Here is a 25700-nt window from a genome sequence, read left to right as displayed (position 1 = left end):
ATGAGCGCGCCGGCCATTCTCTGGTTTCGGCGCGATCTGAGGCTTGCCGATCATCCCGCCCTGAGCGCCGCCGTCGCCTCCGGCGCGCCCCTCGTCCCAGCCTTCATTCTAGACGAGGCCGAGGGCGGCGATTGGCGGCTGGGCGCCGCCGCGCGCTGGTGGCTGCACGAGAGCCTCGCCGCGCTCTCGCGCGATCTCGCGAAGCTCGGCGCGCCGCTGACGCTGCGGCGCGGCGACGCCGAGGCCGAGCTCCTGCGCCTCGTCGAAGAAACCGGCGCCGCCTCCGTCTATTGGAGCCGCCTCTACGAGCCCTGGGCGAGCGCGCGCGACGCTCGGATCGAGGCGCGACTGAGCGAGCGCGGCGTGGCGACGAAGAGCTTCGCCGGCGCGCTGCTCGCCGAGCCTGGGTCGATCCGCAACGCCGAGGGGCGGCCCTTCCGCGTGTTCACGCCGTTCTGGCGCAAGCTCGCCGAGACGCCGCAGCCCGCTTCGCCTCTGGCCGCGCCAAAGCGCATTCGCGCCGCGCCTGCTCCGGCCAGCGAGCGGCTCGAAGCTTGGCGGCTCCGGCCAAAAAAGCCCGATTGGGCCGCGGGCCTGCGCGAGGCTTGGCGGCCGGGCGAGGCGACGGCGCGGAGGCGGCTCGCGCATTTCCTACGCAATGGCGCGGGCGCCTACGCCCGGCTGCGCGATTTCCCGGCCGAGGACGGCGCCTCGCGCCTGTCGCCGCATCTCCATTGGGGCGAGATCTCGCCGCTGCAAATCTGGAGCGCGGCGCATTCGGCGGCGGTCGGCGCCGAAGGGCGCGCGGCCTTTCTGCGCGAGCTCGGCTGGCGGGAGTTCTGCCATCATCTCATCGCCGCCCATCCCGAAATGCCCGACGCGCCGCTCGACAAGGCCTTCGCGCGCTTCCCCTGGGCGAGCGACGCGCGGGCGCTCGAAGCCTGGAAAAAGGGCGAGACCGGCTATCCGCTCGTCGACGCCGCCATGCGCCAGCTCTGGCGGACGGGATACATGCATAATCGACTGCGCATGGTCGCCGCCTCCTTTCTGGTGAAGCATCTGCTGCTTCCCTGGCGGGAGGGCGAACTCTGGTTCTGGGACACGCTGGTCGACGCCGATCTCGCGAATAATTCCGCCAACTGGCAGTGGGTCGCCGGCTGCGGCGCCGACGCCGCGCCTTACTTCCGCATCTTCAATCCCGTGCTGCAGGGCCAGAAATTCGATCCCGAAGGCGCCTTCGTGCGCCGCTTCGTCCCCGAGCTCGCGCGCCTGGACGCCAAATACATCCACAAGCCCTGGGCCGCGCCGGAGCGCGCGCTGCGCGAGGCCGGCGTTCGGCTGGGCGAGACCTATCCACGCCCGATCGTCGATCACGCCGCCGCGCGGCAAAGGGCGCTCGCGGCTTTCGCGACGATCCGCGCCCAGCTCCCTCATTAGAGCGTTTCCAGCCGAAGTGGATACCGGTTCGGCGTCGGAAACGCGTGAAAAACAAAAGCCTGATGTCTTTTCATGTTTCAATCAAACATGAAAAGACATCAGAGCGTTTCCAGCCGAAGTGGACGCCGGTTCGGCGTCGGAAACACGTCAAAACGGATGGCGGGAAATTCTATCTCCCTTCCCTCTTTGTCGGATTCCCTCTAAACAGCCGGGCGATGATCTGGCTCGTTTTCGCTCTTCTGACCGGCGCCGCAGTCATGAGCGTGCTGTGGCCGCTCGCTCGCAAGAGCGACGCCGTCGACGCTTGCGCCGCCGACATCGCCTTTTTCGAGGAGCAGATCGCCGAGATCGAGCGCGAGAGCGCGGAAGGCCGCCTCGCATCCGCGGACGCCGAGGCGGCGCGCACGGAAGCCGCCCGCCGCCTGCTGCGCGCCCGCGGGACAAGCGCGAGCGACGCCTCCTTCTCCCGCCGTAACGCCATTATCGCCGCCGCCGGCGCGATCCTTCTGATCCCCGCTTTCGCTTTGCTGCTCTACGGGAAGCTCGGCCGTCCGGAGCTGCCGGACGCCTCGCTGGAGGCGAGGCTCGAGGCAAAGCCCGGCCATACCGACATTGCGAGCGCCGTCGCCCGCATCGAGGCGCATCTCGCCGAGCATCCGGAGGATGGACGCGGCTATGAGGTGGTCGCCCCATTCTATCTGCGCAACGGCCGCCCGGCCGAGGCGGTCGCCGCTTTCGAAAAGGCGCTGCGCCTTTTGGGGCCGACGGCGCATCGCCACAATGCGCTGGGCGAAGCCCGCGTCATGGCCTCCGAAGGCCGCGTGACGGCGGAGGCGAAGCAGGACTTCGAGGCCGCGCTGGCGCTCGACGCGCAATCGTCCATGGCGCGCTTCTATGTCGGCCTCGAGGCGGCGCAGAACGGCGATCACGAAAAAGCCGGCGATCTCTGGTCCAAGCTGCTGGCCGATGGGCCGGCGGACGCCCCCTGGCGCGCGCGCGTCGAGGCGCTGCTGGCGCAATTGCGGGGCGCCTCGCCGACCGAGCCCGCGCCGTCGAGCGACGAAGGCGCGAAGATCGCCGCAATGCCCGAGGGACAGAGGATGGACGCCGTCCGCTCCATGGTCGAGCGGCTGCGCGGCAAGCTCGAGCAGAATGGCGCGGATGTCGAAGGCTGGCTCAGGCTCATCCGCGCCTATAGCGTGCTGGCCGAGGCCGAAAAGGCGAAGACCGCGCTCGACGGCGCCCGCAAGGCGCTGGCGCAGGATCAGGACGGGCTCGCCCGCGTCGACGCTTTGGCGCGCGAATTGGGCGTTGGAGGTTGACATGACTCGCAAGGGCAAGAGGCTCGCGCTCATCTCCGCCGCGCTCGCGGTTCTCGCGATGGCGGTCGGCCTCGTGCTGTTCGCGCTGCGCGACAATATCGTTTTCTTCTATTCGCCCGCCGAGCTCGCGCAAAAGCATGTCGCGCCGGGAACGAGGCTGCGCATCGGCGGGCTGGTGAAGGAAGGCACGGTCGTTCGCGGCGAGGATCGCAATGTCTCCTTCACCGTCACCGACAGGACCGCCGATCTCGACGTGACCTATAAGGGCCTGCTGCCGGACCTCTTCCGCGAGGGTCAGGGCGTCGTCGTCGACGGCGCGCTCGCGGCGAACGGCGCCTTTCGCGCCGACAGCGTGCTCGCCAAGCACGACGAACGCTATATGCCGCGCGACGTCGCCGACGCGCTGAAGAAGCAGGGCGTCTGGCAGGGAGAGAAGCAGTGAGCTTGCGCGACGAAGCGATTCACAGAACGCCCTGCGGCTCTGGATTGCTTCGCTACGCTCGCAATGACGAAGCCGTCATTGCGAGGAGAGGGGTGAAGACATGATCGTCGAGACCGGCCATTTCGCGCTCGTCCTGGCGCTGGCCCTGGCGCTCGCGCAGGCGATCCTTCCCTTCGCCGGCGCGCGTCTGCGCGACGTCGCCCTGATGCGTGTCGCGCAGCCTGTCGCCGTCGCGCAATTTCTCCTCGTCGCCCTGGCCTATGGCGCGCTCACTCATGCGCATGTCGTCTCGGATTTCTCGCTCGTAAACGTGATCGAGAACTCCCATTCCTTGAAGCCGATGATCTATAAGATCTCCGGCGTGTGGGGCAATCACGAAGGCTCCATGCTTCTCTGGGTGCTGGTGCTCTCGGCCTGTGGCGCGGCCATCGCCTTGCTCTCGCGCGCCATGCCCGATCTGTTGCGCGCCGACACGCTCGCCGTGCAGGGATTGATCGGCGCGGCCTTTCTCGCCTTCATTCTGCTGACGTCGAATCCTTTCGCGCGCGTCGCCGATCCGCCCTGGCAGGGCCGCGACCTCAATCCGATCCTGCAGGACCCCGGTCTCGCCATTCATCCGCCGCTGCTCTATCTCGGCTATGTCGGCTTCTCGACCGTGTTCTCCTTCGCCGCCGCGGCGCTGATCGGCGGTCGCATCGACGCCGCCTGGGCGCGCTTCGTGCGGCCCTGGACGCTCGCCGCCTGGATCTTCCTCACGCTCGGCATCGCAATGGGCTCGTATTGGGCCTATTACACGCTCGGCTGGGGCGGCTTCTGGTTCTGGGACCCGGTCGAGAACGCCTCGCTCATGCCCTGGCTCGCCGGCACGGCGCTCTTGCATTGCGCCGCGGTGATGGAGAAGCGCGAGGCGCTCAAAGTCTGGACGATCTTCCTCTCGATCCTCGCCTTCTCTTTGTCGCTGCTCGGCACATTCCTCGTGCGCTCCGGCGTGCTCACCTCCGTGCACGCCTTCGCCAGCGATCCCGAGCGCGGCGTGTTCATCCTCGCCATTCTCGTCGTCTTCATCGGCGGCGCGCTGGCGCTCTTCGCCTTGCGCGCCGGCGCTCTGCCGACGGGCAGCCTGTTCGCGCCGATCTCGCGCGAGGGCGCGCTCGTCGTCAATAATCTGCTGCTGACCACCGCCTGCGCGACCGTTGTCATCGGCACGCTCTATCCGCTCGCGCTCGAGGCGCTGACCGGCGACAAAATCTCCGTCGGCGCGCCCTTCTTCAATACGGTGCTGATCCCGATCGCGCTGCCGCTCGTCCTGCTGATGCCGATCGGCCAGATGCTCGCCTGGAAGCGCGGCGAACTCATCGGCGCCTTGCAGCGGCTGCGCACGGCTTTCGCGGCGGGCGTCGTCGCGCTGGCGGCTTTCGGCGCGCTCTATGGCGCGCCCGTGCTCTCCATCGTCTCCGCCGGCCTCGCCATTTATCTCGTCGTCGGCGCGTTTTCGGACATCGCCCAGCGCGCCGCGCTCGGCAATGTGCTCGCGCGTTTGAGAGGCCTGCCGCTCTCGGCCTGGGGAACCTCCGTCGCGCACGCCGGAATGGGGCTCTCTCTGCTCGGCCTCGCCGCGGCAGGCTGGGGAGTCGAGCAGATCGTCGCGATGAAGCCGGGCGTCGCCCAAGACGTCGGGCCTTACCAGATCGCGATCGAGGACGTCGCCTCCCGCGCCGGCCCCAATTATGCGGAGACCTACGCCGTGATGGCGGTGCGCGAGGGCGGCGAGACGATCGCCCGCATCGAGCCGGCGAAGCGCTTCTATCAGGCGCGGCGCATGGCGCGCACGGAAGCGGGCATCGTCACGCTCGGCCTCGGCCAGGTCTATGCGGCGCTCGGCGAGCAGCACGCGGACGGAACGCTGGACGCGCGGCTCTATTACAAGCCGCTGGTGCTGCTGATCTGGCTCGGCGCGATGGTGATGGCGCTCGGCGGCGGCCTGTCGCTCGCCGATCGGCGCCTGCGCATCGGCGTCGCCGCCCGCGCCCGCGCCGCGCAGCCACAGCCGGCGGAGTAATGCGGATGTCGCGGAATCTCGGGGAGCGCTCCTTCTCCCACTCGTGGGAGAAGGTGTCGCGCGAATGCGCGACGGATGAGGGTCCCGCAGGCCCTCACCCGACCCTGCTTCGCAGGGCCACCCTCTCCCGCAGGCGGGAGAGGGGAGCGCCCTTCCTTTTTTCAATCGCGCTCGGCTTCGCGCTTCTGTCTCCGGCGCTCGCTGTCGAGCCTTCCGAAATGCTCGCCGACCCGAAGCTCGAAGCGCGCGCGCGCGCCATCGCCAGCGAATTGCGCTGCCTCGTCTGCCAGAATCAATCGATCGACGATTCCGACGCGCCGCTCGCCAAGGATCTGCGCGTCGTCGTGCGCGAAAAGCTGAAAGAAGGCGCGAGCGACGGGCAAGTGCGCGACTATGTCGTCGCGCGCTACGGCGATTTCGTGCTGCTGCGCCCGCCGCTGAAGCCGCAGACGCTGCTGCTCTGGGCCGCGCCGGCGATCGCGCTCCTCGGCGGCGCCTGGGCCATCTTCGCCGCCGTGCGGCGCGGACGCCGCCGAACAGACGCCGCCGGTCTGACGGCGGAAGAACGCGCGCGATTGCAGGCGCTCGGGGTCGAGCCCCCTCCCTCACCCTCCCCCGCTGGCGCGGGAGAGGGAAGCGACCAGCGCAACGCGAACCCTCGATGAAGCGCGGAGTATGCTCCCTCTCCCGCGGAGCGGGGGAGGGCCGGGGAGGGGGCATGTCGCAGCCCCTCGAATCGCGGTAAACTCGCGGCATGGACAGACCGAGCTACTACGAGTTCTTCGCTGGCGGCGGCATGGCCCGCGCCGGGCTCGGGGCCGGCTGGCGATGCCTCTTCGCCAATGATTTCGACTTGAAGAAATGCGAGACCTATCGCGCCAATTGGGGCGGCGCGGAGCTCTTCCCCGGCGATGTGCGCAAGGTGACGACCGCCGATCTGCCCGGCCGCGCCGATCTCGTCTGGGCCTCCTTCCCCTGTCAGGACCTCTCCCTCGCCGGCGCCGGCGCGGGGTTGAAAGGCGAGCGCTCCGGAACCTTCTGGCCTTTTTTCGAGATCGTCAGAGCGCTGCACAAGGAGGGGCGCCATCCGCCGCTATTGGTTCTCGAAAACGTCTGCGGCGCGCTGACCTCGCATGGCGGCAAGGATTTCGAGGCCTTATGCGGCGCGCTCGCCGGCGAAGGCTACAGATTCGGCGCGCTGGTCATAGACGCCGCGCTCTTCGTGCCGCAATCGCGTCCGCGCTTGTTCATCGTCGCGCTGCATGGCGAAGCCCCGCCGCCCGCCGAATTGGCGACGTCGGAGCCCTCGCCGCTCTGGCATACGCGCGCGCTGCTCACCGCGCATGATCGACTTGCGCCTGCGGCGCGGGAGCAATGGATATGGTGGCGCCTCGCGGCGCCCGCCGCGCGCAACACGCGCCTCGCGGATGTCATCGAGGATGCGCCGCATAGCGTCGCCTGGCACAATCTCGAGGAAACGCAATCGCTGCTCGACAAGATGAGCGAGATCAATCGCGCCAAAGTGGAGTCGGCGAAAGCCGCCGGGCGGCGCATGGTCGGCACGCTCTATCGGCGCACCCGCTACGGCGCCGATGGCGAAAAAATCCAGCGCGCCGAAGCGCGTTTCGACGATCTCGCCGGCTGCTTGCGCACGCCGGCCGGCGGCTCCAGCCGGCAATTCGTGCTGATCGTCGAAAAGGGACGCGTGCGCTCGCGGCTCATCTCGGCGCGGGAGACGGCGCGGCTGATGGGTCTGCCCGAGGATTACATTCTGCCGCGCAACTACAATGAGGCCTATCATCTGACAGGCGACGGCGTCGTCGCGCCCGTGGCGCGTCATCTCGCGGCGCAGATTCTCGAGCCGCTGCTCGCCGCGTCGCGCGATCTCGCCCGAGCCGCCGCCTGACGGCGATGGCGGAAGACCCCGCCAGACGCTCCGCCGTCATGCGCGCGGTGAAGTCGCGCGACACGTCGCCCGAAATAGCCGTGCGTCAAATACTGCGCGGCTTCGCGCCGCATTATCGGCTGCATCGCGCGGATGTGCCCGGCAATCCCGACATCGCCTATGTGGGGAGGAAGCGCGCCATATTCGTGCATGGCTGTTTCTGGCACGGGCATGATTGCGCGCGCGGCGCGCGAATGCCGAAAACCAACGCCGATTATTGGCGCGCCAAAATCGCCCGCAATCGCGCGCGCGACATCGCGCATCAGGAGAGGCTCGCGAGCCTCGGCTGGCGCGCGCTCGTCGTTTGGGAATGCGAATTGAAGGATCGCGCGACGCTGGAAGCGAAGCTGCGGGCGTTTTTGAGTGAATAGTGAGTAGTGAGTAGAACCACTCACCACTCACTCTCGACATCAATCCTTGGCGCGCTCGACGTAAGAACCGTCTTCCGTCTGGATGACGACGCGCGTGCCGGTCTGAATATGCGGCGGCACCATCACGCGGGCGCCATTGGAGGCGATGGCGGGCTTATAGGAAGAGGAAGCCGTCTGGCCCTTCATCGCCGGCTCGGTCTCGGTGATCTCGAGCGTCACGCGGGCCGGGAGCTGGATCGCCACCGCGGTTCCGTTGAACAGCGACAGAATGCAGACCATGCCCTCCTGCAACCATTGCGCCTGGTCGCCGATCACATCCTTGGGCACGATGACCTGGTCATAGGTCGCGGTGTTCATGAAGGTGAAGCCGTCGTCGTCGCCGAAGAGATAGCTGAAATCCTGATCCTCGACGAAGGCGCGCTCGACCTGCTCGGTCGTCTTGTAGCGGTCGGCGACCTTCACCCCGTCGGAGAGGCGGCGCATATCGATCTGCGTCGTCGGCGTGCCCTTGCCGGGGAAGAAGCTCTCCGCCTTCAGAACGACGTAGAGATGGCCGTCCTCCTTCTCGATGATATTGCCCTTTCGGATCGAACTGGCGATGACTTTCACGATTTTTCATCCTCGATTGCTGGCCGCGCGCGGCGGGTCTATGAAACGCCTTATCGGCTCGATCCGCGCGTCTCGCGCGGGACCCGGCCGCCGCCCTCGAACCTTTGAACGGCTCGACGAATGACGCGAGTGTCGCCCTGGTGGGCACGGGATGTTTACGCCGATCGCAAGCCATTTCTCAAGGCTCGCGCGAAAATCGCCGCCGCCCTGCGGCAGTTTTTCTCTCGCCAAGGCTTTGTCGAGGTCGAGACGGCGGCGCTCCAGCTCTCGCCCGGCAATGAGACGCATCTTTGCGCCTTCGGCGTCGATCTGATCTCGGGCGCGGGGGAGTCGAGCCGCCTCTATCTCCATACCTCGCCGGAGTTTTCCTGCAAAAAGCTGCTGGCGGCGGGCGAGGAGCGCATCTTCACCTTCGCCCGCGTGTTCCGCAATCGCGAGCGCAGCGCCCTCCACCATCCGGAATTCACCATGCTGGAATGGTATCGGGCGAATGAGCCGCCCGAGCGGCTGATGGAGGATTGCGCCGGCATTCTCGCCGCCGCGGCCGAGGCGCTGGGCGTCGAGCGATTCGCCTTTCGCGGCGCGAGCGTCGATCCTTATGAGGAGCCGGAGGCGATCTCCTGCCGCGAGGCCTTCGACCGCTATGCCGGCATGGACCTCGCCGCGCTGCTCGGCGATCGCGACGGCCTCGCCCGCGCCGCCGCGCGGGATGGGATAAGGGTCGCGGCGGACGATGATTGGTCCGACCTCTTCAGCAAGATTCTGTCCGAGAAAGTGGAGCCGGAGCTCGGCCGCGCGCGCGCGGCCTTGCTGTGCGACTATCCGGCGAGCGAGGCCGCGCTGGCGCGGCCCAAAGCGGACGACCCGCGCTTCGCCGAGCGTTTCGAGCTCTTCGCCTGCGGCGTCGAGCTCGCCAATGGCTTCGGCGAGCTGACCGATCCCACTGAGCAGCGCCGGCGCTTTACGGAGCAGATGGAGAAGCGCCAGCGCATCTATGGCGACCGCTATCCGGTAGACGAGGATTTTCTCGCCGCGCTCGCCCATATGCCGCCGGCGAGCGGGATCGCGCTCGGCTTCGATCGGCTCGTCATGCTGGCGAGCGGCGCGGAACGCATCGAGCAGGTGCTGTGGACGCCCGTGGCGGAAAAGGGGACGTAAGCCCTCTCGCCGCTCCCTCCGAGCAGCAACGGAACGAGGCGTCGGCGCATCAGACCGCGGTCGATGGCGTGGAGCGAGAGCAGAGCCGTAGCCAGCGCGACCGCGAGCAGCGCCTCCGGCGATTCGAGCCCGATCAGCGCATAGCCCATGATCATCGCCGGAAAATGAAAAACATAGAGCGGATAGGAAAATTCCCCGAGATAGGTCGCGACGCCGCTCAGCCGACGCGGAAAGGCGATTCGATCGCCGAAAAGCAGCGCGGCCAATGTGGCGAGAAAAGTGACGATGGCGAAAGGCTCCGGCGTATAGGGCCCGAAGCGCACCGCCGCCGCGCCGAGCAGGGCAAAAATGATCGTCGACAGCGAGCGCTCCCGCCACAGACGGAAGCCGAGCAGCCAGCACCAGAGATAATCCAGTGCATTGGATTTGATGACGGCGCCATAGAAGAGAACCCAATCGGCGTGCCTCGGCAGCAAATAGCATAGAAGAGACAAGGACATGAGCGCGAGCAGGCGCCCGGGTTCCGCCCTCCGGAAGAAGGGCGCGAGAAGATAGTAGAAGACCTCGATCGCCAGCGACCAGAGCGGCCCGTCGAATTGTAGCGGCTTCACAAAAAAGGCCTGAAGGAAAAAGAGATTTCCGAGCGCCGCGGAAGATTTCTCGCCATCGACGGAGAATGCGCCGATCTGGACGTGCCCGTGGGTGGCGGCCTCGACCAGCAGGGACAGGAGCACGGCGCTGAAATAGAGCGGATAGATACGTAAGAAACGCCGGATATAAAATCCCTTTTCCGCACGCTCCAGCGAGGCGGACATGGAAAATCCGGAAATCAGCAGAAAGCCGATGACCGCGGCTTTTCCGCCGAAATCGTCGAATGTCTCGACCCAGCCGCCGGAGGCGTCCGGATACCAGGTCAAATGGCCGGACAGGACCACAAAGGCCAGGAAGAATCGCAGCAGCGCAAGAATCTCCCAAGGCGTGCGGTCGGTGGATAGGGGCATTCTTCCGGTCCATGGCGGCGAGCCGCGGCGAAATCCATTGCCGCATGCGGTTATGCCACTATAAGCGGCCCAATGACCGAGGACAGCGCCCGTCATCGCGAGGAGCGGAGCGAGGAAGCGACCCAGGGGCCGCCCCATGGCCCCGGATTGCTTCGCTCCGCTCGCAATGACGCAACCTCGACCTCCGTCGCCGAGCTCGCCGCCGTCGGGCTGCTGGACGCCTCGCGAGCCGAAACACTGCGCGCCGTCGAGGCGCGCTATAGCGTCGCCGTCACGCCCGAGATCGCCGCGCTGATCGACAGGGCCGATCCCGCGGACCCGATCGCGCGGCAATTTCTGCCGGACCTGCGCGAGCTGGAGACGCGCCCGGAAGAGCTCGCCGATCCGATCGGCGACGACGCCTTCAGCCCGACTGAAGGGCTCGTGCATCGCTATCCCGATCGCGTGCTGTTGAAGCTCCTCTCCGTCTGCCCGGTGTACTGCCGCTTCTGCTTTCGCCGCGAGACCGTGGGGCTCGGCAAGGGCGCCTCGCTCTCCGAGACGGCGCTCGACGAGGCGTTCGCCTATATCGCGGAGCGGCCGCAGATTTTCGAGGTCATTCTCACCGGCGGCGATCCGCTGGCGCTCTCGGCGCGGCGGCTGCGCGCCGTCGCCGAGCGGCTCGCCGCGATCCCACATGTCGCCGTGCTGCGCCTCCATACGCGCGCGCCGACCGCAGCGCCCCGCCTCGTCACGGCGGACCGGCTGGAGGCGCTGACGGCGAGCGGCAAGGCTCTCTATATGGTCCTGCACGTCAATCACGCGCGCGAGCTCTCCGCTCCGGCGCGGCAGGCCGTCGCCCGCATCCAGCGGGCCGGGATTTCGACGCTGGCGCAGACCGTGCTGCTCGCCGGCGTCAATGACGATGCGGCGACGCTCGAGCAGCTGATGCGCGCGCTTCTGGCGGCGCAGATCAAGCCCTATTATCTGCACCATCCAGACCTCGCGCCCGGCACCGGCCATTTCCGCCTCTCGCTCGAGCGCGGGCGGGAGCTTCACGCCGAGCTGTCGCGGCGGATCTCGGGCGTCGGGCTTCCGTCTTACGTTCTCGACATTCCGGGCGGCTTCGGCAAGGTTCCGCTCCAGCCATCCCATCTCGAGCGCGACGAGGACGGCGGCTGGCGCGTCCGCGACCGCGCCGGGCGATGGCGCGCCTATCCGGCGAAAGACCGCGACGACTAGAGTCGCAATTCCCGGCGGGCCGCTGGCCAGACCGAAACGCCTCTCGGACCGGCTGACGTCGTCACCCGGCGTCGGCGTCGCCGCAAGATTGGCAAATTGTTCGTCTCATTGCGTATATGGCTCGACTCAGCAACGAAAGCTTCGCCTTGCGCCGATTTCTCGCTCTCTGCCTCGTCCTTCTGTTCGTCGGCGCGTTCTTCGCGAGCGCGGCTTGCGCCGCCGAGCCCGGCTCCTCGCTCGAGCAGCTCAACGCCCGGCTCGACGCCGCGCGGGCGACGCTCGAAGATGTGGAGAAGGCGCTCGCCGATCCCTCGCTCAATGACGCGACGCTCAAGAGCCTGCGCGAGCGGGTCGACGCGCTGCCGGCCGAGTTGCAGGACGTGATCGATCGGCTGACGCCCCGCCTCGCGGCGCTGCAGGCCCGGCTCGACGAGCTCTCCGGCCCCGCCAAGCCCGCCGGCGAGACGAAAGAAGCTCCAGCGGCGCCGGCCCTCGCCCCGGCTCCGGCCGAAGCGCCGCCAAAGAAGGAGGACGCCGTCCCCGGCAAAGGCGCGCGCGCGCCGACGAACGGAAGGGCGCTGATCGCCAAGGCTTCGGCCGAGACGCGTCCCCCGCCCATCCCCGCGCCGGCTCCGGCGATCGACAGCGGCTCGCTGGCGACGGCGAGCGTCAACGCCGAATGGGCGGAGCAGAAGAAGCTCTATGACGAGGTGGACGCCACGCTGAAACGGGCGCGGGCGCTGTCGATCGAGGCGAAGCAGACGGGCCTCGTCATCCGGGCGCGGCAGCGGGCGCTCTTCGCCAAGACTTTGTTCCTGCGCACCAGCGGGCTGTTCTCTCCCTCGCTGTGGATCGGCGCCCTGCAAGAGCTGCCCTATGACGCCAAGGTCTTCGGCCTGCTGCTCGAGCAGCGCGGCGCGGCGGTCTCGGCGCGGCTGCGCGACGGACAGTTCGAGACCTTCCTCGCGACCCTCTTCGCGCTGCTGCTGCTCGCCGCGCCGGCGACGCTGCTCGCCCGCCGCTTCTCGCGGCGCGGGGCCGCGATCGAGGCGCCCGACCGGTTCCGCAAGGCGACGGCGGCGGTGACGACCACAATGGTGACGGCGGCGCTGCCGATCGCGATCGTCGCGGCTCTCGCCCTCGCCCTCGACGCTTTCCAGCTCGATGACGCGATCCTCGCGCCGCTCGGCCGGCGCCTCTCGGAGGCGGTGACCTTCGTCGCCGTTTCATATGGTTTGGCGCGCGGGCTGCTGGCGCCGGGCCTGCCGCAATGGCGGCTCGTCGGCCTCGGCGACCGCCTCTCGCGGCGGCTGCTCCATCTCGCGGTTCTCGTCGGCTTCGTCGCAGCGGCGACGCGCGTGCTGGAGCAGATCGCCGAATTCGTGCAGGCGGGCCTGCCGGTCGTCGTGCTGACGCGTGGCGTCGGAGCCTTGTTCATCGCCATCGTCTTTCTCGTCGCCGTGGTCGCCACGCGGCGTGAGACGCGCGAGGACGACGCCGGCGCCGATCGCGAGGGGCGCGATTGGCTCTATGCGCTGCGCCTGCTCGCCTGGGCGGAGATCGCCGTCATCACCGGCGCGCTGGCGGCGGGCTATGTGGCCTTCGCCAATTTCGTGGTGTTGCAGATCGCCTGGCTCGCGGCCGTCGGCGCGGCGCTCTATCTGCTGCTCGCTTTCGTCGAGACCGGCTTTGCGCGCGCCTTCGAGCCGCAGACGCCGCTCGGGCGGGCGCTCGTCTCGGGATTCGGCGCGCAGCGCGATTCGCTCGGCCAATTCGCCGTGCTGCTGAGCGGCGTCGCGACTCTCGCCCTCTACGCCTTCGCGCTCTTCGTCGCGCTCGTCCCCTATGGATTCCAATCCGGCGACTTCTTCGGCAATCTCCAGACCGCCTACGCCGGATTCAAGATCGGCGAGGTCTCCATCTCGCCCGCCGGCATGGCGACGGCGGCGGCGCTCTTCGCGCTCACCTATGGGGCGACCAAGGCGCTGAGGCGCTGGCTCGATCAGCGCCTGCTGCCGCTGACGCGCCTCGACATGGGGCTGCGCCATTCGATCGGCGCGAGCCTCGGCTACGCCGGATTCATCCTCGCCGTCTCCGTGGCCCTGGCCGAGCTCGGCCTCGGCCTCGAGCGGCTCGCCATCGTCGCCGGCGCGCTCTCGGTCGGCATCGGCTTCGGCCTGCAATCCATCGTCAATAATTTCGTCTCCGGCCTCATCCTGCTGTGGGAGCGGGCGATCCGCGTCGGCGATTGGGTCGTCGTCGGCGACGAGCAGGGCTATGTGAAGCGCATCAATGTGCGCTCCACCGAGATCGAGACCTTCGACCGCGCGACGATGATCGTGCCCAACTCCAATCTCGTCTCCGGCGTGGTGAAGAATTGGTTGCGCAACGACCGCGTCGGCCGCATCAAGATCGCCATAGCGCCACATGCCGGCGTCGATCCGGAGCAGATCCGCGAGCTTCTGCTCGCCGCCGCCAAGGCGCAGGACGCCCTGCTGCGCATTCCGGCGCCGCAGGTGATATTCCTCGCCATGGAGCAGACGGCCTTTCGTTTCGAGCTGTGGTGCTTCGTCGAGGATGTCGAGCAGGCGACGCGGGTGAAGAGCGATCTGCTCTTCGACATCCACCGTCGCTTCGCCGAGGCGGGCGTGAAGATTTCGCCGCCGGCGCCGGCGCCGGCGGTGGTGCAGGTGATGGGGCTCGAGCCGTTCGCCCCGCGCGCCGTCGAAGCGGCGCGCGAGCGGGACTATGCGGTCGCCGGCGAATGAGTGTAGAAGGCGCGCCGATATTGTTTCTTCCTGCTCATCGGCGACGACGGCGCATGTATCCTTTCCTTCGCATCTTCGCGCCGGCGGCGGCGCTCCTCTCGCTCGTTTCCTGCTCCGACGGGAGCCGGCTGCCGAAGGAGCCCGAGCAGCCGAGCTTCTATCGCTCGCTCGCCGCGCCGGGCGCGCGCGTCGACGCCGAGGCCGCGCGCGAGATGATCTCGCTCTATCGCAGCAACAACGGGCTATCGGCGCTCGCGGTGGACGCTTCGCTGCAGGAGGCCGCGCAGGCGCAAGCCGATGTCATGGCGAGCGCCAATTCGCTGAGCCACGAGGTGCGCGGGACGCTGGACATGCGCTTGACCGCGCGCGGAATGCGCAGCGTCAGCGCGGCAGAGAATGTGTCGGCCGGCTATCACACGCTCGCCGAGGCGTTTTCGGGCTGGCGGCAGTCGCCGCCGCACAACAAAAATCTGCTGATGAAAAAAGCGACGCGCATGGGCATAGCGACGGCCTATGCGCCGAATGCGAAATACAAGGTCTATTGGGCGCTGATTCTCGCCGATTGATACGGCTTCCGGATGACCGGTTCGCCGTCATCGCGAGCGGAGCGAAGCGATCCTTCAGCCGTGGGGCGGCCCCTAGATTGCTTCGTCGCTTCGCTCCCGCGATGACGGCCATGCGGAATGCGAAGCATTCACGCGGAAACGACGAATCACGCCCGGCGCTTGCGCTTGCGGCCGCCGCTCGTCGCCGCCCCGCCCGTTCCGCTCGGAGCGTTCGTCGCGGTCCCGTCCAGCCTCACATAGCGCACGCCCAGAAAGAAAAGTATCTGCGCCTCGCCGACGATGGGCGGCGCTGCGGCCGCCGGCCTCGCCTTAAAGGAGAAGGCTATGATCTCGCCCATCTCATCGCCCCCGCAATGAAGCGCGCAAATCGCGCGACAGGTCGATGCGGCGATTAGGGTCCGCCGAGGGTTAATGTTGCGTCAATGTCCGCGCGCTAAAGTCGCCGATCGAGCATTAATGTTGCGATTGGTGCGTAAATGCCACGAGGCGAAAGCGACAAGCGAAATGCCGAGGCGGCCCTGTTCCGCGAGATCGTCGATCAGTTCGTCGCGCGTCCGCTGCATCCGGCGGCCGACATAGAGCAATTCGAGACGCTCGCGGGCGGCTTCATCGACGTGCTCGACACCGATGTGGTGGCCGAGCGGGCGGTCGAATTGTGCCGCCATCCGGATACGCCGCGGGGCGTCATCGCCCGGCTCCTGGACAAGGGCGGGCGCGTCTCGCGAATCGCCATCGAATATGCGCCGGCGATCCACGCGGGCCTCGCCCGCGCGCTGGCCGAGCATGGCTCGGCCGAGCTCGCCGTCGCCATCGCCCGCCGCTCCTCGCTCGAGCGCAAGATCGTCGCCTGCCTCGCCTCGCGCGGCGAGAGCGAGGTGCTCTGCGCGCTCGCCGCCAATCGCCGCCTCCATCTCGATCAGGCGTCGCGACGCGCTTTGTTGCAGGCCGCGCGCGACGATCCGCGGCTCGCCCGCATATTGCTGGATCGCTCCGATCTGGGGCTGGACCCGGAGGCGCTCTTCCTCGCCGCCGATCCCGGCGAGCGCTCGCGCATTCTGCTCGAGGCGACGACGCGGGCGCTCATCGCCAATGGGCCGGAGCATGTCGCGCGGCCCTCTCCCGCGCTCGCGGAGGAGATCGACGCCTGCGCGATCGCCCGCGACCTCGAAGGGCTGGCCGAGGCGCTCGCCGAAGCGCTCGACTGCCGCAAATCGCGCGCCCGCGCCATTCTCATGGATCGCGGCGGCGAGGCGCTGGCGCTGGCGCTGGTCGCCCTCTGCGTGTCCGAGGATACGGCGATCCGCATTTTCCTCGGCGCGGATCGCGACGCGCCGGATGTGGAGCGCATACGCTCGCTCGTCGCCTTGACGCGCTCGACGCCGCCGCGCGCCGCGCAACGGCTCGTCGCCGCCATGACCGGCTCTCTGCGCCAGGAGAAGGAGCGCGCCGCCGCCGCCTCGGCGCGTCCGGGCGCAGTGGAGACGAAACGCAGGCGCAAGCCGAAGAGCCAGGCCGCCAAGGCCAAGGCTTGAACAGTCGGCGGCGAATGCGAGCCTGAAGGCTCGCGGTCCAAACCGCTCCCTGGACCGCGAGCCTTCAGGCTCGCTCTCGTTCGGCGGCCCCCTGAGGCCGCATCATGCCGCAGCGGCAATTCGTCCGTTCTTGACGCCGATCAAAGACGCGCCTTGCCGCGACCTTTACGCGATTCTCGTTCGATCGCGGCGGCGCGCGCCTCTCGCTTTCTCCCGCGCGTCCTCGCCTCGGACCAATATCATTCGATGGAGGAAAGGCATGTCGCTCATCACCTGGACGCCGGAGCAATTCGCCACCAATGTCTCCAAGCATGACATAGAGCATCAGGAAATTTTCAGACTGCTGAATGTTCTGGGCGATTCGGTCGCGAGCGGCGACCGCGACGCCGTCGGCCGCGATCTCGACGCGCTCATCGCCTATGTGGCCGAGCATTTCGCGTCGGAAGAAGCGAATTTCGAAGCCTATGGCTATCCGGCCTTTCCCGGCCACAAGGCGGAGCACGACAAGCTCGTCGCCGCCGCGCTCGATCTGCAGAAGAAGTTCCACGCCGGCGAGGCGGAAGTGACGGCCGATACGGCGGCCTTTCTCGTCGGCTGGCTGACGGACCATATTCCCAAGGTCGACAAGCTCTACGGCTCCTTCCTCAACGAGAAGGGCGTGGCGTAAGCCGGCTCCTTCCGTCTCGCTTTTCATGCTATCGTCGCCTCCCCTCGTGGGAGGCGATGAGATGTCCTATCGCGCCAAGCTCTGGGCTCTGACGGCGGCGATTTTCGTCTGCTTCTTGCTCGCCCTCGTGAATATCCTGTCCAAGATCGAGGTTCTCTGGTCTCTCGAGGCGCAATAAGGCTCGCCTCCCGGGGGGCTTCGAGAATTGCTCCGCCCATGCCATAAGACTCGCGCAATTCACCGATAAGCGCGCGGACATGATACGCCTCGAGACCATCAGCAAGCAGAACGGCCAGCAGCTCCTCTTCATCGAAGCCTCCGCGGCGCTCCTTTCCGGCGAGAAGGTCGGCCTCGTCGGCCCCAATGGCGCCGGCAAGACGACGCTGTTCCGCATGATCGCGGGCCAGGAGCGGCCCGACGAGGGGCAGGTGTCGATCGATCGCGGCGTCACCATCGGCTATTTCAACCAGGATGTCGGCGAGATGGCCGGCCGCAGCGCCGTCGCCGAGGTGATGGACGGCGCCGGTCCCGTGAGCGCCGTCGCCGCCGAGCTCGCCGAGCTCGAGGCGGCGATGGCCGATCCCGATCAGGCGGAGAATTTCGACGACATCCTCGAGCGCTATGGCGAGGCGCAGGCGCGTTTCGAGGAGCTCGATGGCTATGCGCTGGATGGCCGCGCGCGCGAGGTGCTCGCCGGCCTCGGCTTCTCCCAGGATATGATGGACGGCGACGTGGGCGCGCTCTCCGGCGGCTGGAAGATGCGCGTCGCGCTGGCGCGCATTCTTCTGATGCGCCCGGACGCCATGCTGCTCGACGAGCCGAGCAACCATCTCGACATCGAAAGCCTCATCTGGCTCGAGGAGTTCTTGAAGGGCTATCCCGGCGCGCTGCTGATGACCTCGCATGATCGCGAATTCATGAATCGCATCGTCGGCAAGATCATCGAGATCGACGGCGGCGCGCTCAATTCCTATTCCGGCGATTATGAATTCTACGAGCGCCAGCGCGCGCAGAACGAATTGCAGCAGCAGGCGCAATTCGAGCGCCAGCAGGCGATGCTCGCCAAGGAGATCAAATTCATCGAGCGCTTCAAGGCGCGCGCCTCCCACGCCGCGCAGGTGCAGAGCCGCGTGAAGAAGCTCGACAAGATCGAGCGCGTCGAGCCGCCGCGCCGGCGCCAATCGGTCGCTTTCGAATTCGCGCCGGCGCCGCGCTCCGGCGAGGAGGTGGCGACGCTGTCGCGCGTCTCCAAGCGCTATGGCTCGCGCAGCATCTATGAGGGGCTGGATTTTCAGGTGCGGCGCAAGGAGCGCTGGTGCGTGATGGGCGTCAATGGCGCCGGCAAATCGACGCTGTTGAAGCTCATCGCCGGCGCCGCGCAGCCGGACGAAGGCGCGGCGGCGCTCGGCGCCAATGTGAAGATGGGCTATTTCGCGCAGCACGCAATGGAGCTGCTGAACGGCGAGCACAGCGTCTTCGAAGCTCTGGAGGACGCTTTTCCGCAGGCCGGGCAGGGCTCGCTGCGCACGCTCGCCGGCTGCTTCGGCTTTTCCGGCGACGATGTGGAGAAAAAATGCCGCGTGCTCTCCGGCGGCGAGAAGGCGCGGCTGGTGATGGCGAAAATGCTCTACGACCCGCCGAACTTTTTGGTGCTGGACGAGCCGACCAACCATCTCGATCTCGGCACCAAGGAGATGCTGGTCGAAGCGCTCGCGTCCTACGAGGGCGCGATGCTGTTCGTCTCCCACGACCGGCGTTTTCTGGCGGCGCTCTCCAATCGCGTGCTGGAGGTGACGCCGGAGGGCGTGCATCAGTTCGGCGGGGGGTATACGGAATATGTCGCGCGCACTGGGCGGGAGGCGCCGGGGGTGCATGGGTGAGAAGGGAGTTGGAGCGACGCACCGCGTGCCGATCACCTTCGGCGTGGTAAGGTGCCTGCATTTGCTTGAGTATCCAGAAATCGGGCCGGGCAAGAGCAGGATTCATGAGCTACGAGACGACGAACTATTTGTCAAAGGGCGTTAGCAAGCGCCACGCAGCGGAATTTGCCAAATTGCTCGGGTATAAGCGCGCAGGCAACTACGCCCATCTTGGCATCTCCGAAGTTCTCTCAATGATCTATTTCGACGAGAAAGACTATAGATCGTGGAGGACTATCGAACTGTCTATAGGCACAAGCGAAGAGAAGGGCGTCGTCTACGTCCACACACGGACGCAGATCGGTCGTAGCTATTATGATTTCGAGATGCAAAACCGCACAGTTCGCGAGTTTAGGCGCCGTTTTGGGGGTGCCGCCGTGAGAGACGGCGGCAATGGCGAGGGATATGCCCCAGGACCACCTATTCCCCCGGCGGCCTCGGGCTGTCACCTAGCCATGGAGCGGCTTGACTGGAATCTCACACGGGTAAATTGCTACCTTCACTCAGACTTAGTCCCGCGAGACAGCAATCCTCTCGGCTCGGTAGAGAAGATTTGGCCTCAATTGCGCGAACTCAATCCCGACGTATTCGTCAGCAACGTCCTGATGACCTACCTCATCAGCGCGATGGAGGATTACTTTAAAAGCAGCTACGTCGCACTTCTTACCTATGCCGAGCACAAGCAAAAAATTTTAAAAGGCGTTCGTTTATCCGGCGAACAACTCGTCCAAATCTCAACCGGCACGCTGACTGTCGAGCAGGCGGCAGCGGAGCTTCTTTCTTTCCAGCGGCTGGCCGCGGTCGGCCGCCATTTTGCCGAGATTGATCAGAAACTCGACGTCCTGGCACCGCTCAAGAGGCCATATCGCCGACGCAAGGTTAATCTGCTCGATCGGCTGGAAGACCTTGTCACTCGCCGGCACGAGCTCATTCACGGGATGCATGTAGACAGCGGTCTCGATCGCAAAAAGCTTGAAGACCACATTCACGATCTGACGGTCGGAATCAGTTATGTCTATAAGGAAATCACTCGTCATTATGGTTGGCCCTTCAAACTGCCGCTATCGAGCAACTTCTTTCTCACCCGGCGCCGACGAGCGCAACGAGAGAGACCGGAGGCCATTCCTGTTAAAGAAGGAAATGTCGCTCGATGACGGAGATGATCACCCCTCCCTCACCTTCCCATCCAACAGACAGCTCACCGTCACATCGCCCATCACATTGATCGCCGTGCGGCAGCGGTCCAAGAGCCAGTCGATCGTCAGCAGCAGCGCGATGTAATCGGTCGGCAGCGCGACGGCGCGGAACACCATGGTCATGGTCACGAGGCCGGCCTCCGGAATGCCGGCCGCGCCGACCGAGGCGACGACCGAGGTCAGCGTCACCAGGAATTGCTGCCCCAGTGTCAATTGCAGCCCCAGCAATTGCGCGACGAACAATGCCGCCATCGCCTCATAGAGCGCCGTGCCGTCATTGTTGAAATTGGAGCCGACCAGCGCGCCCATGCTCGCCGATTGCTCGCGCAGCCGAACCTTGTCGCGCAGAAGCTCATAGGTCAAAGGCATGGTCGCCGTGGAGCTGCCGGTCGAAAAGGCCATGAGCAGCGCGTCGCGCACGCCGCCGACCACATGCAGCGGACGCGCCCATGAGCCGAGCCTTATGCGCAGCGCGTAATAGAGAAATTGCAGCGCCAGCGCCGTCAGCACGGCGACGAAGAAACCGCCGAGCGCCAGAAAATCGTGAAAGCCCTTCACGCCGACGATGCTGGCGATGAGGCCGAAGACGGCGAAGGGCACGACGTCGATGATCCAATGCAGAATGGTGATGAGGCTCGTCAGCGCCACATGCACGAGATCCTCCACCGTGCGCACCTCATGCGTCCGAAGCCCGCGCAGCGCGACGCCGAAGGCGACCGCGATGAAGATGACGCCCATCACCGCGCCATTGTCGCCGAAAGGCCCGAGAATGCTCTTCGGCACGCTGTCGAGGAATTGCGTCAACGGATCGGCGCCGCCCACGGGCTTCGCCGCCGGGGCGCCGGGCGCGGCCGTCGTCCAGGCGCCGGGTTGCAGCAGATTGGCGACGGCGAGGCCGATGACGATCGCGACGAGCGTATTGGTGATGAGCAGAGTGAAGAGACGCAACGCCTGCCCGCCGCCGAGATGCGCGCGCATGAGCGCCTGCACGATGGCGAGCAGGATCAGCGGCGGCGCCAGCGCGCCGAGCAGACGCAGGACGAGCTTGGCCGGCGTCTCCAGGATATGCGCCGCATCGCCCAGCGCGAGGCCGGCGCCGACGCCCAAAGCCACGGCGACGGCGATGCGCATATAGAGCGGCGCCGCGCGCCAGGCGCCGAGGAGGCCGGAGGGCTTGTCGATCTCATTCGTCGAATGCAATGGACTTGTCCTTCCTGACATCTTCGATTGCGCAGTGCGCGCGCGGTCCAGAGTCTCCGCGCGCGGCGCGCAAAGACGCCCCCTCACGCCGCCTTTTTCTTCTCCGCGATCGACGCCAGCGTGCGCAATATTCGCCGCGCGCCGTCGAGGCGGCTCTTCATATCGGCGAAATCGCGAATGAAGACGATTCGCATGTCCGGCCGCACCTTGGCCTGCGAGCCCTGCTCCATGACGAAGCGCGCGAGCCCGGCCGGATCGGCGAAACTGCCGTCGCGGAAGGCGACGATGACGCCCTTGGGCCCCGCCTCCACCTTTTCCACATGCGCCTTGCGGCAGAGCGCCTTGATCGCCACGATCTTCAAGAGCAGCTCCACCTCCGGCGGCGTCGGGCCGAAGCGGTCGATCAATTCCGCCGCGAAGGATTCGATGTCCTGATCCGTCTCCAGCGTCGAGAGGCGGCGATAGAGCTGCAAGCGCAGCGTGAGATCCTGCACATAGTCTTCCGGTATCGTCACCGGCGCGCCAATGGCGATGGTCGGCGACCAGGCCTCCTCCTCCGGCTCCTCTATGCCGGCCTTCAGCAGAGTGATCGCATCGCCCAGCATCTGCTGATAGAGCTCGTAGCCGACCTCCTTGATATGGCCGGACTGCTCCTCGCCCAAGAGATTGCCGGCGCCGCGAATGTCGAGATCGTGACTCGCGAGCTGGAATCCGGCGCCGAGCGTGTCGAGGCTCTGCAGCACTTCGAGGCGCTTTTGCGCCTGCGGCGTGATGGTCTTATTGGCCGGCGTGGTGAAGAGCGCATAGGCGCGCGTCTTGGAGCGGCCGACGCGCCCGCGCAGCTGATAGAGCTGCGCGAGGCCGAACATGTCGGCGCGCCAGACGATGAGCGTGTTGGCCGTCGGAATGTCGAGGCCGGATTCGACGATCGTCGTCGAGAGCAGAATGTCGAATTTCCCCTCGTAGAAAGCGGTCATGCGCTCTTCGAGATCGCCGGCGGCCATCTGCCCATGCGCCATGACGAATTTCGCCTCCGGCACGGCCTCGCGCAGAAAGGCGGCGGCGTCCTCGAGGTCTTCTATGCGCGGGCAGACGAAGAAGGCCTGGCCGCCGCGATAGCGCTCGCGCAGCAGCGCCTCGCGCACGATGAGCGGATCGAAGGGAGAAACGAAGCTGCGCACGGCGAGGCGATCGACCGGCGCGGTGGCGATGAGCGACAATTCGCGCACGCCGGTCATGGCGAGCTGCAAGGTGCGCGGAATGGGCGTCGCCGAGAGCGTCAGCACATGCACTTCGGCGCGCAGCTCCTTCAAGCGCTCCTTATGGCCGACGCCGAAATGCTGCTCCTCGTCGATGATGACGAGGCCGAGATCCTTGAAGGAGATCGCCTTGCCGAGCACGGCGTGCGTGCCGACGGCGATGTCGACCGTTCCGTCCGCAATGCCGGCCTTGGCGAGGCGCATGTCGGACGCGTGAGTCATGCGCGACAATTGCGCGATGCGAATCGGCAGGCCGGCGAAGCGCGTGGAAAAAGTCTTGTAGTGCTGGCGCGCGAGCAGGGTCGTCGGCACGACGACGGCCACTTGGCGGCCGTTGATGGCCGTGCAAAAGGCGGCGCGCAGCGCCACTTCCGTCTTGCCGAAGCCGACATCGCCGCAGACGAGCCGATCCATCGGACGCCCCGAGGCGAGATCGTCGAGCACGGCCTCGATCGCCACGGCCTGATCCTCCGTCTCGTCGTAAGGAAAACGCGCGCAGAATTCGTCGTAGAGCCCTTCCGGCGGGACGAGCTTGGTCGCCTGACGAAGGCTGCGCTGCGCCGCGATCGCGATGAGGCCCTTGGCCATTTCGCGAATGCGGTTCTTCATCCGCGCCTTGCGCGCCTGCCAGCCGACGCCGCCGAGCTTGTCGAGAACCGCCTCCGTATCCTCGGAGCCGTAGCGGGTCAGAAGCTCGATATTCTCGACCGGCAGATAGAGCTTGTCGCCGCCGGCATAGTGAATCTCGAGGCAGTCGTGCGGCGCGCCGGCGGCGGTGATCGTCTCGAGGCCGATGAAGCGGCCGATGCCGTGATCGACATGCACGACGAGATCGCCGGCCGAAAGCGCCGCCACCTCGCCGAGCAGATTTTCCGTATGCTTGGTTTTACGCCGGCGACGCACCATGCGGTCGCCGAGAATGTCCTGCTCGCCGATGATGGCGAGCCCGTCCGTCTCGAAGCCATGCTCCACGCCGAGCACGGCGAGCGCCGCCGCGCCTTTGCCGAGCGCCAGCGCGGCCGGCAGAGAGGGGACCGTCTTCAAATCGCGCAGGCCGTGCTCGGCGAGCACGCTGCCGAGACGCTCGCAGGAGCCGTCCGACCAGCCGGCGACGACGACATTTCTGCCGGCGGCGCGCAGCGCCTTCACATGGGCGACGGCGGCCTCGAAGACATTGGCCTCTTCATTGTTGCGCTCGGGCGCGAAATCGCGGCCGGCGCGGGCGGCGCAATCGATCGTCTCCTTGCCGGCGTTCTCCGGCGCGGCGAAGGGCGAGAAGGTCGCCAGGCTGCGCGCCGCGAGCTTGCCGCGCCATTCGTCGAGCGTGAGATAGAGCTCTTCGGGCGGCAGCGGCTTGTAGTTGGATTCGGCCGGGTTCGCGTCATAGGCGAATTTGCGCGCGTCGTAATAATCGGCGATCTGCGCCAGCCGCTCGCCGGCGGCCTCTTCCACCAGCGGATCGAGCAGCAGCGGCGCCTCGCCGACATAATCGAAGACGCTGCCCATGCGGAGGTAGAAGAGCGGCAGCCAATGTTCCGCGCCCTGATGGCGGCGGCCCTCGCTGATCGCCTCATAGAGCGCGTCGCCGCGCGTCTGCCCGCCGAAGCGTGTGGTGTAGGCCTGGCGGAAGCGCCGCATCGTGTCGCTGGTGAGGCGCAGCTCGCTCATCGGCACGAGATCGAGCGAGCGCAGCTGTCCGGTGGTGCGCTGGCTCTCCGGATCGAAGCTGCGGATCGATTCGAGCGTGTCGCCGAAGAAGTCGAGGCGGATCGGCCCCGGCATTCCCGGCGCATAGAGATCGACGATGCCGCCGCGCTGGGCGTATTCGCCGGTCTCGCGCACGGTGGAGGAGCGCAGAAAGCCGTTCGTCTCCAGCCAGAGGGCGAGCTCGTCGAGATGCACGACATTGCCCGGCGCGGCGGAAAAAGTGTCGGCGGCGACGCTCTCCAGCGGCGGAACGCGCTGCAGCAGGCAATCCACCGTGGCGACGACGACGCGCGGCCGCTCGGCCGAGGATTTGGAGCGGGCGAGCCGCGCCAGCGCCGTCATGCGGCGGGCGGAAATGGCGGCGTTGGGCGAGACGCGATCATAGGGCTGGCAGTCCCAGCCGGGGAAATCCAGCGCCTCCACTTCCGGAGCGGCGAATCGCAGCGCCTCGCGAAAGGCGGCCGAGCGCTGGGCGTCCCGCGCCACATGGACGAAGACCGCCGGCCGCCCTTCCGCGGCGCGCGCCAGCGCGCGCGTGAGATCGGCGGCGACGAAGGCGTCGAAACCGTCCGGGACGTTGACGAAGCGGAGCTTGTCGCCCTTTTCGAGGCGGGCGACGGCGGATCGAAGATCGGTCATGATCCTGTCGGGCTGTTTAGAGCGCATTCGGACGAATCATGTCCGAATGCGCTCGATAGCTATTTGAACTCGCATGTTCTTTTTTCGAAAACCGCTTCGCGCTCCTCGAAGAACATGCTCTTTAAAGATCGAGCGGCTTCTCATGCGTGTGGAAAGCCGCGATCCGGCGGAAAAGGGGCGTGTCATAGGCTTCGGGGACCGGCTCGGCGCGCGACAGCCAGCGAAAGACCTCGTCGTCCGGGGCGTCCAACAGCGTTTCGAGATCGTCGAGCTCGGCCTCGGGCAAAGCGTCGATCTCGGCGTCGACGAATCGGCCCATCAGAATGTCCATCTCACGCATGCCGCGGCGCCAGGCGCGAATTTTGATGCGCCGGCGGCGGATATCGGGATCATCGGGGGTCGTGACGCTCAAGGGCGGAAATCCGCGGGCCGGCGGAGCCGGAGTACATGAATTCGCGCGCCGGGCCGCCTATTCGTGACGCCGTCGCACATGGGCCGAGGGATTAGCGCAGCCGGCGGCGAAAAGATAGATCGTCCACGCCCTGTGCCAGGGCGATCGGGTGAAGAAATAGGTGACAAGACGCGTCTGAGCTGAATCTCTCGGCATCCTCTGATTCGATCTTTGGGGGATTGCGATGGACGCGAGCGGACGCGACTTCGAGGCTCTGGCCGAGACGACGGC

The 25700-nt window shown here is 66.7% G+C and carries 20 protein-coding genes and 1 pseudogene; 15 read left to right on the top strand and 6 right to left on the bottom strand.

Annotated elements, in window-relative coordinates:
* The 7 genes from Mspo_RS14215 to Mspo_RS14185 all read left to right on the top strand — a co-directional run bounded on the left by Mspo_RS14215 (nt 1) and on the right by Mspo_RS14185 (nt 7576).
* On the top strand, nt 1-1437 hold the full coding sequence (locus Mspo_RS14215) for a deoxyribodipyrimidine photo-lyase (RefSeq protein WP_159730819.1): 1437 nt from the start codon (nt 1-3) through the stop codon (nt 1435-1437).
* Between the two features lie 215 nt (nt 1438-1652).
* Entirely contained in the window at nt 1653-2759 is a 1107-nt protein-coding gene (gene ccmI, locus Mspo_RS14210; protein WP_159730817.1) for a c-type cytochrome biogenesis protein CcmI, read from the top strand.
* Between the two features lies 1 nt (nt 2760).
* Entirely contained in the window at nt 2761-3201 is a 441-nt protein-coding gene (gene ccmE / locus Mspo_RS14205) for a cytochrome c maturation protein CcmE (protein WP_159730815.1), read from the top strand.
* Between the two features lie 100 nt (nt 3202-3301).
* On the top strand, nt 3302-5260 hold the full coding sequence (locus Mspo_RS14200) for a heme lyase CcmF/NrfE family subunit (RefSeq protein WP_159730813.1): 1959 nt from the start codon (nt 3302-3304) through the stop codon (nt 5258-5260).
* 164 nt (nt 5261-5424) lie between these two features.
* The gene (locus Mspo_RS14195; protein WP_159730856.1) at nt 5425-5925 is read left to right on the top strand and encodes a cytochrome c-type biogenesis protein; all 501 of its coding nucleotides are present in this window, start codon (nt 5425-5427) and stop codon (nt 5923-5925) included.
* 89 nt (nt 5926-6014) lie between these two features.
* Nucleotides 6015-7166 carry a DNA cytosine methyltransferase gene (locus Mspo_RS14190; RefSeq protein ID WP_159730811.1) on the top strand — a complete coding sequence of 384 codons (1152 nt, stop codon included), beginning with the start codon at nt 6015-6017 and terminating at the stop codon, nt 7164-7166.
* Between the two features lie 5 nt (nt 7167-7171).
* On the top strand, nt 7172-7576 hold the full coding sequence (locus Mspo_RS14185; protein ID WP_159730809.1) for a very short patch repair endonuclease: 405 nt from the start codon (nt 7172-7174) through the stop codon (nt 7574-7576).
* Nucleotides 7577-7615: 39 nt separating this feature from the next.
* On the opposite strand, the gene efp is transcribed toward Mspo_RS14185, so the two are convergent.
* Nucleotides 7616-8188: an elongation factor P gene (gene efp, locus Mspo_RS14180; protein WP_201281709.1), complete on the bottom strand. Its 573-nt coding sequence runs from the start codon at nt 8186-8188 to the stop codon at nt 7616-7618.
* Between the two features lie 117 nt (nt 8189-8305).
* Between efp and epmA the strand changes: the two genes are divergently transcribed.
* The gene (gene epmA / locus Mspo_RS14175) at nt 8306-9343 is read left to right on the top strand and encodes an EF-P lysine aminoacylase EpmA (protein ID WP_159730805.1); all 1038 of its coding nucleotides are present in this window, start codon (nt 8306-8308) and stop codon (nt 9341-9343) included.
* An 89-nt stretch (nt 9344-9432) separates the two neighbouring features.
* On the opposite strand, the pseudogene Mspo_RS19945 reads toward epmA, so the two are convergent.
* Nucleotides 9433-10344: pseudogene (locus Mspo_RS19945) on the bottom strand (acyltransferase family protein); the annotation flags it as partial.
* Between the two features lie 72 nt (nt 10345-10416).
* On the opposite strand from Mspo_RS19945, the gene Mspo_RS14165 reads away from it, so the two are divergent.
* The 3 genes from Mspo_RS14165 to Mspo_RS14155 all read left to right on the top strand — a co-directional run bounded on the left by Mspo_RS14165 (nt 10417) and on the right by Mspo_RS14155 (nt 14899).
* A complete protein-coding gene (locus tag Mspo_RS14165; RefSeq protein WP_159730801.1) occupies nt 10417-11565 on the top strand; it encodes a lysine-2,3-aminomutase-like protein in 1149 nt (382 codons plus the stop codon).
* Between the two features lie 146 nt (nt 11566-11711).
* On the top strand, nt 11712-14333 hold the full coding sequence (locus Mspo_RS14160; protein WP_244613453.1) for a DUF3772 domain-containing protein: 2622 nt from the start codon (nt 11712-11714) through the stop codon (nt 14331-14333).
* Nucleotides 14334-14386: 53 nt separating this feature from the next.
* Nucleotides 14387-14899 carry a CAP domain-containing protein gene (locus Mspo_RS14155; protein WP_159730797.1) on the top strand — a complete coding sequence of 171 codons (513 nt, stop codon included), beginning with the start codon at nt 14387-14389 and terminating at the stop codon, nt 14897-14899.
* A 146-nt stretch (nt 14900-15045) separates the two neighbouring features.
* On the opposite strand, the gene Mspo_RS14150 is transcribed toward Mspo_RS14155, so the two are convergent.
* Nucleotides 15046-15237, bottom strand: a complete 192-nt coding sequence (locus tag Mspo_RS14150) for a hypothetical protein (protein WP_159730795.1) — start codon at nt 15235-15237, stop codon at nt 15046-15048.
* A 138-nt stretch (nt 15238-15375) separates the two neighbouring features.
* Between Mspo_RS14150 and Mspo_RS14145 the strand changes: the two genes are divergently transcribed.
* From Mspo_RS14145 to Mspo_RS14130, 4 genes are all read left to right on the top strand, one after another.
* Complete coding sequence (locus tag Mspo_RS14145) at nt 15376-16431, top strand: DUF2336 domain-containing protein (RefSeq protein WP_159730793.1); 1056 nt, start codon at nt 15376-15378, stop codon at nt 16429-16431.
* Nucleotides 16432-16690: 259 nt separating this feature from the next.
* A complete protein-coding gene (locus Mspo_RS14140) occupies nt 16691-17098 on the top strand; it encodes a bacteriohemerythrin (RefSeq protein WP_159730791.1) in 408 nt (135 codons plus the stop codon).
* 257 nt (nt 17099-17355) lie between these two features.
* The gene (locus tag Mspo_RS14135) at nt 17356-18978 is read left to right on the top strand and encodes an ABC-F family ATP-binding cassette domain-containing protein (protein WP_159730789.1); all 1623 of its coding nucleotides are present in this window, start codon (nt 17356-17358) and stop codon (nt 18976-18978) included.
* Between the two features lie 104 nt (nt 18979-19082).
* Entirely contained in the window at nt 19083-20171 is a 1089-nt protein-coding gene (locus Mspo_RS14130; protein WP_159730787.1) for a hypothetical protein, read from the top strand.
* A 9-nt stretch (nt 20172-20180) separates the two neighbouring features.
* Here Mspo_RS14130 and Mspo_RS14125 read toward each other — a convergent pair whose 3' ends face one another.
* From Mspo_RS14125 to Mspo_RS14115, 3 genes are all read right to left on the bottom strand, one after another.
* Nucleotides 20181-21413, bottom strand: a complete 1233-nt coding sequence (locus Mspo_RS14125) for a dicarboxylate/amino acid:cation symporter (RefSeq protein ID WP_244613452.1) — start codon at nt 21411-21413, stop codon at nt 20181-20183.
* A gap of 83 nt (nt 21414-21496) precedes the next feature.
* Nucleotides 21497-25018, bottom strand: coding sequence for a transcription-repair coupling factor (gene mfd / locus Mspo_RS14120; protein ID WP_159730854.1), 3522 nt, complete (start codon nt 25016-25018; stop codon nt 21497-21499).
* 121 nt (nt 25019-25139) lie between these two features.
* On the bottom strand, nt 25140-25430 hold the full coding sequence (locus Mspo_RS14115; RefSeq protein ID WP_159730783.1) for a succinate dehydrogenase assembly factor 2: 291 nt from the start codon (nt 25428-25430) through the stop codon (nt 25140-25142).
* Nucleotides 25431-25700 lie beyond the last annotated feature (270 nt).

Source organism: Methylosinus sp. Ce-a6, assembly GCF_009811655.1.
In the GTDB taxonomy this organism is placed as follows: Bacteria; Pseudomonadota; Alphaproteobacteria; order Rhizobiales; family Beijerinckiaceae; genus Methylosinus.
The sequence above is the reverse complement of the archived record's forward strand: the minus strand, read 5'-3'. Positions and strand labels throughout refer to the sequence as shown.

What these genes read in the sequence shown, in the direction of transcription:
- Mspo_RS14215 (WP_159730819.1), top strand. Translation starts at nt 1, where the DNA reads ATGAGCGCGCCGGCCATTCTCTGGTTTCGGCGCGATCTGAGGCTTGCC.
- ccmI (WP_159730817.1), top strand. Translation starts at nt 1,653, where the DNA reads ATGATCTGGCTCGTTTTCGCTCTTCTGACCGGCGCCGCAGTCATGAGC.
- ccmE (WP_159730815.1), top strand. Translation starts at nt 2,761, where the DNA reads ATGACTCGCAAGGGCAAGAGGCTCGCGCTCATCTCCGCCGCGCTCGCG.
- Mspo_RS14200 (WP_159730813.1), top strand. Translation starts at nt 3,302, where the DNA reads ATGATCGTCGAGACCGGCCATTTCGCGCTCGTCCTGGCGCTGGCCCTG.
- Mspo_RS14190 (WP_159730811.1), top strand. Translation starts at nt 6,015, where the DNA reads ATGGACAGACCGAGCTACTACGAGTTCTTCGCTGGCGGCGGCATGGCC.
- Mspo_RS14185 (WP_159730809.1), top strand. Translation starts at nt 7,172, where the DNA reads ATGGCGGAAGACCCCGCCAGACGCTCCGCCGTCATGCGCGCGGTGAAG.
- epmA (WP_159730805.1), top strand. Translation starts at nt 8,306, where the DNA reads ATGACGCGAGTGTCGCCCTGGTGGGCACGGGATGTTTACGCCGATCGC.
- Mspo_RS14165 (WP_159730801.1), top strand. Translation starts at nt 10,417, where the DNA reads ATGACCGAGGACAGCGCCCGTCATCGCGAGGAGCGGAGCGAGGAAGCG.
- Mspo_RS14155 (WP_159730797.1), top strand. Translation starts at nt 14,387, where the DNA reads ATGTATCCTTTCCTTCGCATCTTCGCGCCGGCGGCGGCGCTCCTCTCG.
- Mspo_RS14150 (WP_159730795.1), bottom strand. Translation starts at nt 15,237, where the DNA reads ATGGGCGAGATCATAGCCTTCTCCTTTAAGGCGAGGCCGGCGGCCGCA.
- Mspo_RS14145 (WP_159730793.1), top strand. Translation starts at nt 15,376, where the DNA reads ATGCCACGAGGCGAAAGCGACAAGCGAAATGCCGAGGCGGCCCTGTTC.
- Mspo_RS14140 (WP_159730791.1), top strand. Translation starts at nt 16,691, where the DNA reads ATGTCGCTCATCACCTGGACGCCGGAGCAATTCGCCACCAATGTCTCC.
- Mspo_RS14135 (WP_159730789.1), top strand. Translation starts at nt 17,356, where the DNA reads ATGATACGCCTCGAGACCATCAGCAAGCAGAACGGCCAGCAGCTCCTC.
- Mspo_RS14130 (WP_159730787.1), top strand. Translation starts at nt 19,083, where the DNA reads ATGAGCTACGAGACGACGAACTATTTGTCAAAGGGCGTTAGCAAGCGC.
- mfd (WP_159730854.1), bottom strand. Translation starts at nt 25,018, where the DNA reads ATGACCGATCTTCGATCCGCCGTCGCCCGCCTCGAAAAGGGCGACAAG.